Raw genomic sequence first — 13,868 nt, 5'->3', positions numbered from 1 at the left:
ATCTACGCGCCCGATTTCACACGATCAGCCTGGTGTGGGCCGATGGCGGCTCCGCCGGACGGCTGGTGACCTGGGCGAAGACCGTGCTGTCGATGACCGTGCAGGTCGTCCAGCGGACCGATGACCTCACCGGCTTCCACGTGGTACCGCGCCGCTGGGTCGTCGAACGCACCTTCGCCTGGATCAGCAAGCACCGCCGCTGCGTCCGGGACTACGAGACGCTCCCAGCCCACCACGAAGCCATGATCCACATCTCGATGATCATGACGATGTCCCGTCGCCTCGCTCGGACGGGCGACTGGTGAACTCAGTTTGAAGACGCTCTCTGAGGGACGGCTGACCAGGCGAGGAGTTCGGGCAGCGGGGTTCGGCACGGGGCTGCGGGTCCGTCTGGAGCGGCCGATCGGCTGGTGCTGGGACCGGCGCAATCGAGCCGTCGGCGGGGAATCGAGGGAGGTCCGGCGCCCCGATCGGGTCCGCTGGCGGGCGATCCGTCCGCCCTGCGGCGCACGCCGGGCGGCGTGTCGTCGCGGACTTTTGCGGACTTTTTGCGGACCGAGACCCCTCCGCTGGGGTGCTCGGGCCGGGCCTGCGGGGGTGAATCCGCAGGTCAGGCCCGGTGTTGCGGGGTGCGCCATCAGGGACTCGAACCCCGAACCCGCTGATTAAGAGTCAGCTGCTCTGCCAATTGAGCTAATGGCGCTTGCCGTCGGCGCAGCCGGCGACGGTGCACGACTGTACACGCAGCCGGAGGCCGCTCCGGCGGGGGCTCGGGTGGGTAGCCGCCGACCACGACCGTCCTGTCGGTTGCAGCGTGCACACTGGGTCGCAGGCGCGGCGCCCCTGGTCGGGAGGTCCCCGAGGGAGGGCGCGCCGGTACAGGGGGCAGGTCGCAGTGGGGATGCAGCGGGCGAAGCAGGTCGCCGCAGTGCTCGTCGTGGGGGTGCTCGCGCTCCTGACGGGGTGCAACGGCGGGTCGTCGGAGGGGTCGGACGCCCCGGCTGGGCAGGCGGGTTCCTCGCCTGCTCAGGTGGCTCTCACCCCGGCCGACGGCAGCATCGACCTCTCGCCCACCACGCCGGTCACCGTCTCGGTCACCGAGGGGGATCTCGGCGACGTCACCGTGGCCGAGGCCGACGGGACGACGGTCTCCGGGGCGGTGGCGCCGTCCGCCGATGCCCCCGCCACCTCGGTGTGGACGCCGAAGACGCCACTGCACTACGGCACCAGCTACACGGTGACCGCCGAGGCGGCCAACGCCACCGACAACGTCGCCACGGTGACGAGCACGTTCACCACCGTCACCCCGGACACGGTCACCACCCCCTCGGTGGGCCCGCTGGACGGGACGACGGTGGGCGTGGGCATGCCGATCCGGGTCTACTTCGACCAGCCGGTGACCGACAAGGCAGCCGTCGAGAGCCACCTCATGGTGACCAGTTCCACGCCCACCGACGGGGCCTGGAACTGGCTCAGCGACAGCGAGGTCCACTTCCGGCCCTCCGCCTACTGGCCGGCGAACACCGACGTGACCTTGGACGCGGCGCTGTACGGGGTCGACCTCGGCGGCGGCATCTGGGGGAAGAAGGACCGCACGGTGGCCTTCCACGTCGGCGCCTCGCACGTGTCGGTCGCCGACTCTGCGGCCCACACACTGACGGTCAAGGACGGCGACACGGTCGTGCAGACCTACCCGATGAGCGCCGGCAGCAGCGCCAATCCGACCCGCAACGGGGCGCACGTCGTCCTGGAGTCCTACCGGGACATCACCATGGACTCCAGCACCTTCGGCCTGGCCGTCGACGCCCCCGGTGGCTACCGGACCGGCGTCGAGTACGCCGTCCGCATCTCCAACAACGGCGAGTTTGTGCACGCCGCACCGTGGTCGGTCGACCAGCAGGGCTCATCGAATGTGTCGCACGGCTGCGTCAACCTGTCGACCGACCGGGCAGCGTGGTTCTTCGGCTTCTCCCAGCCCGGCGACGTCGTCGAGGTGGTCAACTCCATCGGCCCGACGCTCTCCCGGGTCGATGGCGACATCTACGACTGGGCGATCAACTGGGACGACTGGCAGGCCGGCAGCGCGCTGTCCTGACCGCCCTTCACCGAGAGGCCGCGACCCGTCCGGGTCTCGGCGTCTCATAGCCGCATGCCCCGGTCGGGCCGCCGGTCGGCGCCCGCGGTGAGCCGGGCGGCGACCACCTCGGCACTGACCTAGACGGCGAGCGCTGCGGAGATCACCGCCGCCGGCGGGACGACCAGCGGCGCGGCGAGCACCGACAGCACCAGCAGCGCGGGGGACGGTGACGGTGGGAGAGTCGACGGGCACGCCCGTCAGCGTTCCGCGCACCGGCGTCGCACGTGGGCAGCTCTTCCCGTACTTCCGCGTCCGGCGGTCCGCCGCCACCCCGGGGTCACAGGGCAGAAGTGCCCAGCCCGGTGGCGCCCAGCCACGCTCGCAACCAGATGATCAGCGCATCCCACCAGCCGGTCAGCAGCAGGATCCCGAGCAAAATCAGCAAGCCCCCGCCCACGCGCATGACGGTGGGAGCGTGGCGGCGGGCGAGGGCGGAGAACAACAGGGCGCGGCGGGCGCCCAGGGCGACCAGGACGAAGGGGACGCCGAGGCCGACGCAGTAGGCCAGGGCCAGGGCGGCGCCCCGGCCAGCCGAGGCCTGCGTGTAGGCCAGCGTGTTCACCGCCGCCAGGGTCGGCCCCAGGCAAGGCGTCCAGCCCAGCCCGAAGACGACGCCGAGGACCGGAGCGCCGGCCAGGCCGGCCGGGGGCCGGCGGTGGAGGCGGCGTTCGCGTTGCAGCCAGGGAAGCGCGCCGAGGAAGGACAGCCCCATCAGAACGACGACCAGGCCGGCGACCCGGGTGAGCCACGGAGTCCACTCCAACAGCAGCCGTCCCAGGCCGCCGAACAGAGCACCGAAGGAGACGAAGACGGCGCTGAACCCGGCGATGAACAGCAGCGATCCGGCGAGGAGGCGCCTGCGGCTGGGCTCCGGGGACGGGCGGGACGACGCCAGCGCAGTCGTCGTCTCCGGGGAGTTCCCGGCCGGAGGTGCGTGCGGGGAGCCGCCGGCGGCCTGCTCGATGCGGGACCGGTCGGCGGCCTCGGAACCGGCGGCCTCGGATCCGGCTAGGCCGGCCACGTAGCTGACGTAGCCGGGGATCAGGGGCAGGCAGCAGGGGGACGCAAAGCTGATCAGCCCCGCCAGCGCGGCCACGGCCATCGCCAGCAGCAGCGAGCCGTCGGTGACGATGTCGGCGAAGGTCGCACCCAGGTCGCTCATGCCGCGGTCTCCGCGAGCAGCAGTTCAACGGCCCTACGTAGGTCCTCGCCGCGGACCTGACCGGTGTAGACGGCGGCCACCTGCCCGCGGCGGTCCAGCAAGATCGTCGTGGGCACCACGTTGGCCGGGAACCCGCGGAAGGCCAGCGCCGCCTCACCGCGGGGATCGAAGACCGACGGATAGGCCACGCCCAGGTCTTCCGTGAACGCGATAGCCAGTTGTCGCTGGTCCTCGACGTCGATGCCGAGGAACTGCACCCCGCGGTCGGCGACCTCCGCGTGGACGGCCTGGAACTCCGGGGTCTCCACCCGGCAGGGCGTGCACCACGAGCCCCAGAAGTTGATGACGGCGACCTCGCCGGCCAGGGCGGAGGAGTCGAACGGGGTGCCGTCGAGCAGGTCGCCGGAGAAGGTCGGGGCCGGGGCCCGCCGACTCTCCTCGATCACCGTGGCGGTCGGGGTCGGTCCGGTGAACTCGTACCCACCGGCGGAGCCGGCCGCGGCGTCCTCGCCGACGGTGCAACTGATCAGCAGCGTCGAGGCAGCTCCCACTGCTGCCAGCAGCGCGGTTCGGCGGCTGAACGCCCGGCTCATCGACGTCTCCTTGCGTGGTGGCCGTGGCCTCACGGAAACCGCGTCGGCGGCAGCGGCCGCCTCGGCCCGGCATCGGACTGCGCTGGGGGCCGGCGGCGTCGCTGCGCGACGGAGCCGCCCCATTCCGTCTCTACTATGGCACATAGGAGCACAGGTGGCCGAGGGCGGCGCCCCAACGGAGTCCGGTTGCCTGGATCACGGCCGCGGCGGGGTGAGTCGTTCGGGGGCGGCCCGAGCAGAGCCCTGTCCACTAGCGTTCCTAGTAGTCTGACCGGGTCCGGTCGGTCGATCACCCGGCTGACGCGGTGGATCGCGGGGGGTTCGGAGGTGGCGGGTGCGGCCGTTCGGCGAGTTGGAAGCCACCGTGATGCAGGTGCTGTGGCAGCGCGGGGCGCCGGCGACGGTCCGCGAGGTGCTGGAGGAGCTGGCTGCGTCCCGCTCGCTGGCCTACACCACCGTGATGACGGTGATGGACAACCTGCACCGCAAGGGGGCACTGTCGCGGCAGATGGAGGGGCGGGCCTGGCGGTACAGCCCCATCCGGACACGAGCGGAGCACTCTGCCGGGTTGCTGCAGGCGGTCCTGGGCGCGGCCGGCGACCGCGATGAGGTGCTCATGCACTTCGTCGCCGACCTCGATGCCGAGACCGTGGCCAGCCTGCGCGTCGCGGTCGAGGCGGCCCGACAGGCGCAGACGCCGTGATCGTCACCGTCGGGCTGCTGACTTTCGCCGCACTGCTGGGGGTCCTGGCTCCCCGGGCCATCGGCTCGGGCTGGTCGGACCGGGCGCCACGGCTGGCGCTGGTCGTCTGGCAGGCGGCATCGGTCGGCGTACTGGTGTCGGTCGTACTCGCCGGGCTGACGCTGCTGGTGCCGGCCGCAGCGGTCAGCGAGGGTCTGGCGGCGGCCCTCGACGCCTGCGCAGCGACGATCGCCAGCGCCTACGAGGTGCCGGGTCGGCTGCCGACGGTTCTCGTCGGGGCCTTGCTCTCCCTCGGGGTGACGCTGCGGCTGGGGTGGGTGGCCGTCGGAAGCGCGCTACGGACCGGGCGGGAACGCCGGAGGCTGCGTTCGGCGATCCTGGTCGGGGCACGTCCCGAGCCGTCACTGGGTGCCGTGGTCGTGGACTCCGACCGGGCGGCCGCCTTCTGCCTGCCCGGCCGGCGCCACACCGTGGTGCTCACCACCGCGGCCCTCCAGGCGCTCTCCGACGACGAGCTCGCCGGTGTGTTGGCCCATGAGCGGGCTCATCTGCGCGGCCGCCATCACCTGATCCTGGGTGCCGCGCGGGTCGTGAGCCGGGCATTCCCGGGGCTGCCGCTCTTCGCTCGGGCGGTGCTCGAGATCGAGCGGCTCGTCGAGCTGCTGGCCGACGACGCGGCGGCGCGACGGGTGCCCCGGGTCGAGGTCGCCTCCGCCCTGGTCACCCTCGTCGGAATGAAAGCCCCCGCAGCGGCGCTGGCGGCCGCCCAGGGAGCAGAAACGCGTCGGGTGACGCGGTTGCTGGCGCCCGGCGACCCCGTCGGGCCCCTGCACCGGGTCGCCGCCACTGCGGCGGCACTCCTGGTGGTGGCCGGGCCGATGGCGCTCGCCGCCTGGCCGTTGACCACGTCGGTGTCGAGTGGTCTGTGTGTTCTGCCCGGAGCCGACTGGAGCTGAGGCCGGCACCGCCCGGCGGTCTACTATGTAGGCTAGTAACTCCGTCCGGCCTCTGTGGGGAGTCATGCTGCTGTCTGTCCTGCCGACCCGATCCGCGCACTCCGCTCGTCCGCCGTCCCGCCGACATGGCCCCGCCGGGCGCCGGTACGGTGCGCTCGCCGCCGCGGCCGGCGGTCTGCTCCTCGCCGGTTGCGGGGCTGAACAGGCCGGCGGGGCGCAGACCTCCGAACAGGACGTCTCCCTGGAGCACGTGCACGGGATCGGCGTCGACCCGGCCGACGGCGCCCTGTACGCCGGCACCCACCACGGGCTGGTCCACGTCTCGCCGGATGGGGAGCTGACGCGCGTCGCCGACCGGGTGCAGGACTACATGGGCTTCACCGTTGTCGGACCCGAGCACTATCTGGCCAGCGGTCACCCCGGGGATGGCCAGCCCGGCCCGGGCGACCTGGGCCTCATCGAGACCACCGACGGCGGACAGACCTGGACGACGCTGTCGCTGGCGGCCGAGGCCGACTTCCACGCGCTCGACGCCGCCGACGGGATGATCTACGGCTACAGCGGTGGCCAGCTACTGGTCAGCGAGGACGGCGTCGACTGGACCGACCGAGGGTCGATGCGGATCGCCGATCTGGCGGTGGACCCGAACGATCCCCGACGCGTACTGGCCACCACCGAGCAGGGCCTGGTCCTCAGTGAGGACGCCGGAGAAAACTTCACCGGCGTTCCGGGCAGCCCCGTCCTGGTGGTGGTCGACATCGCCCTCGACGGCGGTTCCGCCGCCGGCGTCGCCCCCGACGGCACGGTCCACGTCAGCACGGACGGCGGGCTCACGTGGGAGAGGCGCGGCGACGTCGGCGGACCGCCGGAAGCCCTGACGGTGGACGGCCAGGGCGTCTACGTCGCCGTCGAGGGGGCCATCCTGGCCTCGACCGACGGTGGGGCGAACTTCGTCGACCTCTACCGGGAACAGTGATGCCGGCGCGGCTGGTCGCAGGGCTGGTGGCCGCCGCCTTGCTGACCGGCTGCGCCACTGCGCAGCCGAGCGTGACGGGGCCCGGGCCGGCCAGAGCCGAGCCGGCGCCACCCGCGCCAGCCTGCGAGCAGCTGCTCGAGGAGACCGTGCTGCCCCCTGTCGACGCCCTCTCGGCCCTCACTCTCCCCTGCCTGGGTCCCGGCCCGGATGTCTCCCTCGACCGGCTCGCCGGCCGCCCCACCCTGCTGAACCTGTGGGCGACCTGGTGTGGCCCCTGTCGGGAAGAGATGCCGCTGCTGCAGGAGGCCCACGCCCGTTCCGGCGAGCAGGTCCGTTTCCTCGGCGTCGACGTCCAGGACGACCCTGAAGCCGCCCGCTGGTTCCTCGACGAGCACGGCATCGGGTACCCCCATCTGGTGGACCGCGAAGGTGAGCTGCTGCGGGGGCTGGGCATGCACGGGTTGCCGGTGACCCTCGCCCTCGACGGCGACGGACGCGTGGTCGACCGGGCGGTGGGTCAGCTCACCCCGGAGGAGCTCCAGCGCCTGATCGACGACCTGCTGTCCTCGGACCAGTCCGGAGTTCCCTGAGCCCACGCCTGCGACCTGCGCGACCCTCGCGGGCACGTCATCGGGCTGGCCTCCAGGCGGCCGTACGCCCGGCCGTAGCAGCGAGCCTCCGACCCCGCACGTCGGGCGCGGAGGACGACGATCGGGTCGAAGCCGGCTGAGGTTGTCCTTGCTCGCGGCTCACTGCGCACCTGCTGCCCGCCATGGAGCAAGTACTATGGAGACTAGTAGTGGTCTCGAGCAGGACGAGCAGAGGAGTGCACGGTGAAGCGATCTGTCCTGGTGGTCGCGCTGGTTGTCGGAGGCGTCACGGTCCCGGCAGCAGTCGCCCAAGCTCACCCAGCGACCGGCGGCGACCGCCCCGACGGCACCCCGGGTGTGCAGCGGATGCACGAGCACATGCGGGAGGGCAGTCCCGGCATGCTGCGGATGCACGAGCTGATGAACGAGGGTGTGCCCGGCCAGAACTGACGGCGTATCCCGACGGAGACGCCCATCGCAAGCACCGCCAGCGCTCCGCGAGAGCCGATTGGCGGGGGAGAGGAATGATCGATGGATCATCACGGCGCGATGATGGGGATGATGGGCGGCTGGATGCTGCTGTGGGCGTTGGTCGGGCTGGCCCTGCTCGTCCTCGCTGTGCTGGCCGCCATCTGGCTGGTCAAGCAGCTCAAGGCCGACCGGCAGGGGTCGGACTCCGTCCCCGACGACGCGCTCCGCCGGCGCTACGCCGCCGGGGAGATCGAGCGTGAGGAGTTCCTTCGGATGCAGCGGGATCTGTCGGGAGGCTGACCTCGGGCGGCGCCTACGCGCGATCCACCTTCCCGGCCAGCGCGCGGGTCGGGAACGTCCTGCGTGCCGGTATGCGGTTGCAGCGTTGAGGTCCTCATGGTCCCCGCGCCGACCGGCCGCCTCAGGGAGCGGTAGCCAGCCGGGTGAGGTCCTGGGCGTACTGCCCCGGCGTCGTTCCGCCGGTGTAGATGACCGACCGGCCGCCGGGTCCCCAGGCGTAGACGATCCGGGAGTGGTTCACCGCGTAGTCCCTGTGGCTGTGCGTCGCCCGGCACCTGGCCGCCGGGATCGTGCTCGCGGTCGTCGGTCTGGAACTGATGCCCGAGGCGCTGGAGGCCTCCTCGGCCTGGATACCGATCCTGTCGCCGGCGGCGCGTTCCTGCATGCTCCTCGACCGAACCCTGGGCCTCGTGCAGGCGCGGCCCGACCTGACTGAGAAGGCCAGCGGGCCACTGGCCATCTCTGCCGGGGTCAGTCTGGACCTGTTCAGCGACGGCGTGATGATCGGCACCGGAACGACTCTGAACCTGGCGCTGGGGTTGCTGCTGGCCACCGGGCAGGTGCCGGCCGACCTGCCGGAAGGGTTCGCCGCAGTCGCCGCGCCGCGCTTAGCCGCGGCCGTCGTCCGCTGCTGGCCGCTGCCGCTGCCGCTGCCGGGTTCACCATACCGATCCTCGTCGAGGCCACCTTGGGTTACGTCGCGCTGCGCGACGCGCCCGAGATGGTCACCCTCTCGGTCCTGGTCATGACCGGCGGCGCGCTGGCGACGGTGGTCGTCGAGGAGATGATCTGCGAAGCCCACGAGGGGGAGACGTCGCGGCTGGACGCGATCTCCTCCACCGCAGGCTTCACCGTCTTCCCGCGATCTCCGTCTACGTCGGCAGCTGACGGAGCGCCTGCACGCGCCCAGGAGCGTGACCGGGCCGCCAGCGCGGCGGTCAGCGGCACGGTGGCGCCCTCCGGACAACCACCGGTCGCCCCAGCCGAGCCGGACCGGCGGCGTCGAGAAGAGAAAGCCCTGGTCAGTTGCCTGACCAGGGCCTCTCCCGGTGGGGTGAGTGACGGGACTTGAACCCGCGACATCCAGGATCACAACCTGGCGCTCTACCAGCTGAGCTACACCCACCATGCGCGCCGGGAAGCTGGCGAGAGCCGGCCCGGCGAACCCGGACAACGATACCGGAGCGGTTCAGGCTCCTGACGACGCCTCGGTGCCGGCGGGTCCGTCGTCTGCCGCGCCGGCCTCCAGCAGCCCGGCGAAGGCCGCCACCACGCTGCCGGAAGCCTGCTGGGCCTCGCCGCTGGAGGGCCCGGGCGCGGGGACGAAGAGGGTCTGCCGGTAGTAGGCCAGCTCGCGGATCGACTCCAGGATGTCGGCCAGCGCCCGGTGTGCCAGGCCCTTGGGCGGCTGGGCGAAGTAGACCCGGGGGAACCAGCGACGGGCCAGCTCCTTGATCGAGGACACGTCGATCATCCGGTAGTGCAGGTGGTCGTCCAGGACCGGCATGTCCCGGGCGAGGAAGCCACGGTCCGTGCCGATCGAGTTGCCGCACAGCGGCGCGGTGCGCCGCTCGGGCACGAAGCGCTGCACGTAGGCCAGCACCTGCTCAGCGGCGTCATCGAGAGTGACGGTCGAGGCGCGGACGGCCTCGGTCAGCCCGGACTTGGCGTGCATGGCCGTGACCACGTCGTCCATGCCCTCGAGGTCGGCGTCGTCGGCGTGGATGATCACGTCCAGTCCTGGGTCCAGGACGTTGAGCTGGGAGTCGGTGACCACGACGGCCACCTCGATGAGCTTGTCCCGGGTGATGTCCAGCCCGGTCATTTCGCAGTCGATCCAGACCAGGTGGTGCGCTGCACTCTCCGCCACGGTCCGCGACCCTACGCACCGGCGGCGTCGCCTGCCGCGCGCGGTCGCCCTGCACAGGGCCCGCACAGTGTCCGGACGGGCTTCTCGACATCGCCGTTCGCGGGCTCGCCGGCCGCGTCGACGCGGCTACGCTTCGTCTTCAGCCACCTCGTCAGCGGAGTCGCTTCGTGTCCTCCACCTCGCCCACCGCTCCCCACTCTGCAGCACCGGCCTCGCTGCGGGCCGGGCTGCGCGCTCCGGTCGGACTGGTGCGCTGGCTCGGGCAGACCTATCTGACCCCCGGCCGGCCGGGCCGGCCGACCACCCAAACCGAACTGCGCTGGATCTACACCGCCTGGCTCGGGGCCTTTGCCCTCAAGATGCTGGGCTCCTCGTGGGACGTCTCCTGGCACTTCCGCTGGCTGCGCGACGACCTCGCCCCGCCGCACCTGCTCAACTCCGCCGGCACCGCCCTCGCGGTCGCCCTCGTCGTCTTCCACAGCTACAGCGGGCACGGCGTCGACCGCCGCGCGCTGCGCCTCATGCAGTGGGGGATCGGCACGTTCCTGGTCGCCATCCCGCTGGACCTGATCAACCACCGCGTCAACGGGCTGGACATCACCAGCTGGAGCCCCAGCCACGCGCTGCTGTACCTCGGGACGGCGATCATGCTGGCCGGCGCACTGCGCGGCTGGTGGCTCTACGCGGCACCCGGGCGCCTGCGCGACCTGATCTCCCTGGGCCTGTGGCTGTTCTTCGTGGAGAACGTGCTGTTCGCCAACCAGCACCAGGAGTACGGCGTCCTCTCGCTGGCCGACTACCGGGCCGGGCACACCACTGCCGAGCCCTCGCTGCTGGACTTCGCCGCCGCCCATGGGCAGTCGCCGGAGCAGTTCATGCTGCCCGTGCCCTCCTGGGTGCACCCCGCCTGGCTGGTCTGCGCAGGGGTGCTGACGCTGGTCGTGGCGCGCCGCGCGGTCGGCCTACGCTGGACGGCGACGCTGCTTGCCGGCGCCTACCTCGGGTACCGCGCCGTGGCGTGGGTGCTGCTCACCACCGCGGGCTTCCCGCCCTCGGTGCTGCCGGTGATGCTGCTCGCCGGGGCGGTCGGGGTGGACCTCGCCGTCACCCACCGGGTGCCGGGCTGGCTGGCCGCCGTCCCGGTCACCGCGGCGGTGGTGCTGGCCGCGGTCGTGCAGGACGCCGTCGCCGTCATCCCGCCCTGGCGGTGGGCCGCCACACCACTGGTCGCCCTCGGGCTGGTGCTGCTGTGGACCGGCGTCGACCGGCTGGTGTACAGCGCGGCCTTCGTCCGCTGGCAGGCCGCGGACGAACCCGGGGCGGTCCCGTCCGCCCCGGCAGCGCCGCTGGCGACGAACGGTGGCGCGCCCGCCCGGTGAGCCGGGCATGTCCGCTCCGATGACGTAACGTCGGTGCCGACCGCTGCCGGCCGCCCCCCGCGGGCCGCCGCCTGTCCGCGCCGTCCTCCGCCGCCCAGCCCGTGCCCCCGCCTCGTCCCCTGGAGCCCCCGTGCTGATCCTCACGCCGACGCCGCTGGAGACCGCGGCCGAGCGTGCGCTGTTCGCGGAGCTCGCCTCCTGGGACACCGGCGGGGCGGTCCGCGCCGCAGTGGTGGCCTCCCTGCCGGTCGTGGAAGGCCCGATGCAGCGCCGGCAGGCCGACGCCGTCCTGTTCGTGCCCGAGGGTTTGGCCGTTCTCCGGGTCGTCGAGGTCGTCCGCCAGTCCGGGGTCGTGACCACCGCGGCGGACGGCTCCTGGAGCATCGGCCCGGGCGCCGGGCCGGGAGAAGTGCTCCAGCTGGCCGGCGGGGGCTCCAACCCGCTCGAGGGACTGATGCGTGCGGGCATGGACGCCGTCGTCACCCTGCGCCGCGCCGGTCTCGAACCGGGCCGGATCGCCCGGCTCACCGTGCTGACCGGAGCGATCACCGGCCTGCTGCCCGCCGACGGCGACCTCGGGGACGGCGACCAGGTCGCGGTGCTCGAGCCCCGCTCGTTGCTGCTCGGCGTCGCCCGGGCCAGCCGCTACGCCGGCACCGACAACCCGCGGCTGTGGACGACGGCCGACGTGCGAGCCGGCATCGAGGCCCTCGGTGTCGTCGGGCGCAGCCCGGCGGTGGAGGAGCTCAACGGCGAGGGGTTCCCCTACTCGCCGTACGTGCTGCGCCGGCGCGAGCTGATCGAGCCGATGAACCTGCCCTCGGCGCGCGGGGCCGCGTTGCCGACCGCGTCCGGCCCCACCGCCGGCCACGTGCCCTTCACCCCGGGGAACCGGGTGGCCGCCGCCGGGCCATTGGTCGACCCCGCTGCGGCGGCGCGCGTGGCGGCCGCCGCGGTCCAGGCGCAGGAGGCCGCCGAGGCAGGCGCTGGCCAGCCGGCTACGCTGCCCGCGGCTCAGCCGCTGGTGCCCACACCCGTCCAGCGGAGCGCCGTCCCCGACGCGCTGCGCGGGCCGGTGCGCGACACGATCGCGTTGCCCAGCGAGCCGGCCCCCGCCGAGGCCGACCGGCAGCCCGGCCGCCCCTCGCAGCAGCCGATGGCCGGGCCGCGCGCGAAGCCCGACGACACCGGCGGGCTCGGCGGGCTGTTCGGCGAGCCGGCTCCCACCACCCGGCAGCTGGAGCAGCCCGTCCCGCCCCAGCCGGCGACGTCGTCCTCCGGGTCGACCAGCTGGGGCGGTTCCTCCGGGTGGGACGGCGGCTGGGCGACCCCGACGGCCCAGGCGGCGGCACCCCCGCCGGAGGCAATGGGCTCCCGGCGACGGGCCGCGCTCATGGTGGCGGCGGCGCTCGTGGCGGTCGTCGTCCTCGGGGTGGGGGGCTGGCTGCTCCTGCCCGGCGGCAGCTCGGACGACGGTGGCACGACACCCTCCGCATCGACCTCCACGGCGGCTCCCGGAACAGCCACCGGCCCCTCCACGGGCACGAACGTGCAGGTCGACGGGGTCACATACACGATGCAGGCGGGCGTGGTCGACGATTCCTGCGCCGACCACGCGTACGGGTCCGTGGCCGGCTTCTTCGCCGGCCGGGACTGCGTCGGGCTGTCCCGGGCGCTGTGGTCGGCAGAGGTGGCCGGGCAGCCGGCCGTCGTCTCGCTGTCCCGGGTCGTGATGCCCGACGACGCCGCCGCCCAGGCGCTGATCACGCTGACCGACGGCGACGGCACCGGCAACGTCAATGACCTGCTCCGCGAGGACGTCAGCTACGCCGGCGCACCGGACCGGCTGACCAACGCGCAGTACGCCAGTTCCCGCGCGGCCACCGCGGTCACGATCGTGGAGGCATCCTGGGCCGGGGCGGGGCCGGGCACCTCGGCGGAGCTGAACGTGCTCGCCAGCAACGCTTTGACCCTGCCGACGGCTGACGTGCCCGGCAGCGCGGGCGACTGACCGGCGCGAGCGACGCCGGCGGCGTCTCCCGGCCGGTGGACCGGGTGCTCGGCGTGCGACCGGACGGGCCGGACGATGCCCGAGCGGACCTGCGGGCCGACTGTGCCCGGTGCGTCGGGCTGTGCTGCGTGGCCCCGGCGTTTGCCGCCTCCGCCGACTTCGCCCTGGACAAGCCGGCCGGCCGGCCCTGCCCCCATCTGCAGGTCGACTCCCGCTGCGGCATCCACGACCGGCTGCGCGAGCGCGGCTTCCCGGGTGCACGGTCTTCGACTGTTTCGGCGCCGGTCAGCAGGTCACCCAGGGCACGTTCGCCGGCCGGGACTGGCGGGAGGGCCCCGAGATGGCGGCCGCCATGTTCGACGCCTTCGGGGTGATGCGGCAGCTGCACGAGCTGCGTTGGCATCTGACCGAGGCCCGCGCCCGGGTCGCCGGGTCCCCGCTGGAGGGCGACCTCGACGCCGCGCTGGCCCCCGGTACGACGATCTCCGGCTGGGGGGCCCGACCGGCGCACTGGGCGGCGGAGACCGCCCCGCCCGGCCCGGGACCCGGACGGCGGACCGGACGGGAGCGCCGCCGCGGCCGGGCCCGCGACTAGAGCGTGTCTGCCAAAGATTGGCGGGTTGGTGGGCGACGCTGGACGAATGTTGCGTACCGACGAGATCCCGGACGAGTTGTGGGAGTTGATCCAGCCGGTGCTGCCTGCCGGCGGTCATCAGGGCC

The 13,868-nt window shown here is 73.1% G+C and carries 16 protein-coding genes and 2 tRNA genes; 13 read left to right on the top strand and 5 right to left on the bottom strand.

All coding sequences use genetic code 11. The features are described from left to right. On the top strand, positions 1-305 hold a 305-nt coding region (locus BLW04_RS22875; RefSeq protein WP_139306977.1), incomplete at its 5' end, for a transposase. A gap of 325 nt (positions 306-630) precedes the next feature. On the opposite strand, the gene BLW04_RS22870 is transcribed toward BLW04_RS22875, so the two are convergent. Continuing rightward, positions 631-703, bottom strand: a tRNA-Lys gene (locus BLW04_RS22870). 198 nt (positions 704-901) lie between these two features. Here BLW04_RS22870 and BLW04_RS22865 point away from each other — a divergent pair. Continuing rightward, positions 902-2,095, top strand: a complete 1,194-nt coding sequence (locus BLW04_RS22865) for a L,D-transpeptidase (RefSeq protein WP_091547788.1) — start codon at positions 902-904, stop codon at positions 2,093-2,095. 319 nt (positions 2,096-2,414) lie between these two features. Here BLW04_RS22865 and BLW04_RS22860 read toward each other — a convergent pair whose 3' ends face one another. Then, positions 2,415-3,299: a cytochrome c biogenesis CcdA family protein gene (locus tag BLW04_RS22860; RefSeq protein ID WP_091547787.1), complete on the bottom strand. Its 885-nt coding sequence runs from the start codon at positions 3,297-3,299 to the stop codon at positions 2,415-2,417. After that, a complete protein-coding gene (locus tag BLW04_RS22855) occupies positions 3,296-3,892 on the bottom strand; it encodes a TlpA family protein disulfide reductase (RefSeq protein ID WP_091547786.1) in 597 nt (198 codons plus the stop codon). The genes BLW04_RS22860 and BLW04_RS22855 overlap by 4 nt, the downstream gene beginning before the upstream one ends. A gap of 334 nt (positions 3,893-4,226) precedes the next feature. Between BLW04_RS22855 and BLW04_RS22850 the strand changes: the two genes are divergently transcribed. From BLW04_RS22850 to BLW04_RS27795, 8 genes are all read left to right on the top strand, one after another. Next, entirely contained in the window at positions 4,227-4,595 is a 369-nt protein-coding gene (locus BLW04_RS22850) for a BlaI/MecI/CopY family transcriptional regulator (protein WP_175484232.1), read from the top strand. After that, a complete protein-coding gene (locus BLW04_RS22845; protein ID WP_091547785.1) occupies positions 4,592-5,551 on the top strand; it encodes a M56 family metallopeptidase in 960 nt (319 codons plus the stop codon). The genes BLW04_RS22850 and BLW04_RS22845 overlap by 4 nt, the downstream gene beginning before the upstream one ends. A 64-nt stretch (positions 5,552-5,615) precedes the next feature. Then, on the top strand, positions 5,616-6,527 hold the full coding sequence (locus BLW04_RS22840; RefSeq protein WP_139306976.1) for a F510_1955 family glycosylhydrolase: 912 nt from the start codon (positions 5,616-5,618) through the stop codon (positions 6,525-6,527). A 146-nt stretch (positions 6,528-6,673) separates the two neighbouring features. After that, the gene (locus BLW04_RS22835; protein ID WP_254781900.1) at positions 6,674-7,117 is read left to right on the top strand and encodes a TlpA family protein disulfide reductase; all 444 of its coding nucleotides are present in this window, start codon (positions 6,674-6,676) and stop codon (positions 7,115-7,117) included. 243 nt (positions 7,118-7,360) lie between these two features. Beyond that, positions 7,361-7,567 carry a hypothetical protein gene (locus BLW04_RS22830; protein WP_091547784.1) on the top strand — a complete coding sequence of 69 codons (207 nt, stop codon included), beginning with the start codon at positions 7,361-7,363 and terminating at the stop codon, positions 7,565-7,567. A gap of 81 nt (positions 7,568-7,648) precedes the next feature. Then, on the top strand, positions 7,649-7,888 hold the full coding sequence (locus tag BLW04_RS22825) for an SHOCT domain-containing protein (protein ID WP_091547783.1): 240 nt from the start codon (positions 7,649-7,651) through the stop codon (positions 7,886-7,888). Positions 7,889-8,178: 290 nt separating this feature from the next. After that, positions 8,179-8,637, top strand: a complete 459-nt coding sequence (locus BLW04_RS22820) for a ZIP family metal transporter (protein WP_217631216.1) — start codon at positions 8,179-8,181, stop codon at positions 8,635-8,637. Further along, complete coding sequence (locus BLW04_RS27795; protein ID WP_217631215.1) at positions 8,610-8,960, top strand: hypothetical protein; 351 nt, start codon at positions 8,610-8,612, stop codon at positions 8,958-8,960. The genes BLW04_RS22820 and BLW04_RS27795 overlap by 28 nt, the downstream gene beginning before the upstream one ends. Here the strand turns inward: BLW04_RS27795 and BLW04_RS22815 are convergent. Both BLW04_RS22815 and orn read right to left on the bottom strand, forming a co-directional pair. Further along, positions 8,939-9,014 (bottom strand) — tRNA-His (locus tag BLW04_RS22815). The two genes, BLW04_RS27795 and BLW04_RS22815, sit on opposite strands and share 22 nt — an antisense overlap. 63 nt (positions 9,015-9,077) lie before the next feature. Beyond that, positions 9,078-9,758: an oligoribonuclease gene (gene orn / locus BLW04_RS22810; RefSeq protein WP_091547782.1), complete on the bottom strand. Its 681-nt coding sequence runs from the start codon at positions 9,756-9,758 to the stop codon at positions 9,078-9,080. Positions 9,759-9,925: 167 nt separating this feature from the next. Here orn and BLW04_RS22805 point away from each other — a divergent pair, with 167 nt between their 5' ends. The 3 genes from BLW04_RS22805 (at position 9,926) to BLW04_RS27790 (ending at position 13,743) form a co-directional block, all read left to right on the top strand. Continuing rightward, positions 9,926-11,137 carry a hypothetical protein gene (locus BLW04_RS22805; RefSeq protein ID WP_091547781.1) on the top strand — a complete coding sequence of 404 codons (1,212 nt, stop codon included), beginning with the start codon at positions 9,926-9,928 and terminating at the stop codon, positions 11,135-11,137. A gap of 130 nt (positions 11,138-11,267) precedes the next feature. Continuing rightward, the gene (locus BLW04_RS22800; protein ID WP_091547780.1) at positions 11,268-13,148 is read left to right on the top strand and encodes a hypothetical protein; all 1,881 of its coding nucleotides are present in this window, start codon (positions 11,268-11,270) and stop codon (positions 13,146-13,148) included. A gap of 340 nt (positions 13,149-13,488) precedes the next feature. Beyond that, a complete protein-coding gene (locus BLW04_RS27790) occupies positions 13,489-13,743 on the top strand; it encodes a hypothetical protein (protein ID WP_217631214.1) in 255 nt (84 codons plus the stop codon). Positions 13,744-13,868: the final 125 nt, after the last annotated feature.

The organism is Modestobacter sp. DSM 44400 (assembly GCF_900107175.1).
Lineage (GTDB): Bacteria > Actinomycetota > Actinomycetes > Mycobacteriales > Geodermatophilaceae > Modestobacter.
The sequence above is the reverse complement of the archived record's forward strand: the minus strand, read 5'-3'. Positions and strand labels throughout refer to the sequence as shown.

Coding starts and splice junctions, on each gene's coding strand:
- BLW04_RS22825 (WP_091547783.1), top strand. CDS start 7,649: ATGGATCATCACGGCGCGATGATGGGGATGATGGGCGGCTGGATGCTG.
- BLW04_RS22865 (WP_091547788.1), top strand. CDS start 902: ATGCAGCGGGCGAAGCAGGTCGCCGCAGTGCTCGTCGTGGGGGTGCTC.
- BLW04_RS27795 (WP_217631215.1), top strand. CDS start 8,610: ATGGTCACCCTCTCGGTCCTGGTCATGACCGGCGGCGCGCTGGCGACG.
- BLW04_RS22855 (WP_091547786.1), bottom strand. CDS start 3,892: ATGAGCCGGGCGTTCAGCCGCCGAACCGCGCTGCTGGCAGCAGTGGGA.
- BLW04_RS22840 (WP_139306976.1), top strand. CDS start 5,616: ATGCTGCTGTCTGTCCTGCCGACCCGATCCGCGCACTCCGCTCGTCCG.
- BLW04_RS22860 (WP_091547787.1), bottom strand. CDS start 3,299: ATGAGCGACCTGGGTGCGACCTTCGCCGACATCGTCACCGACGGCTCG.
- BLW04_RS27790 (WP_217631214.1), top strand. CDS start 13,489: ATGGCGGCCGCCATGTTCGACGCCTTCGGGGTGATGCGGCAGCTGCAC.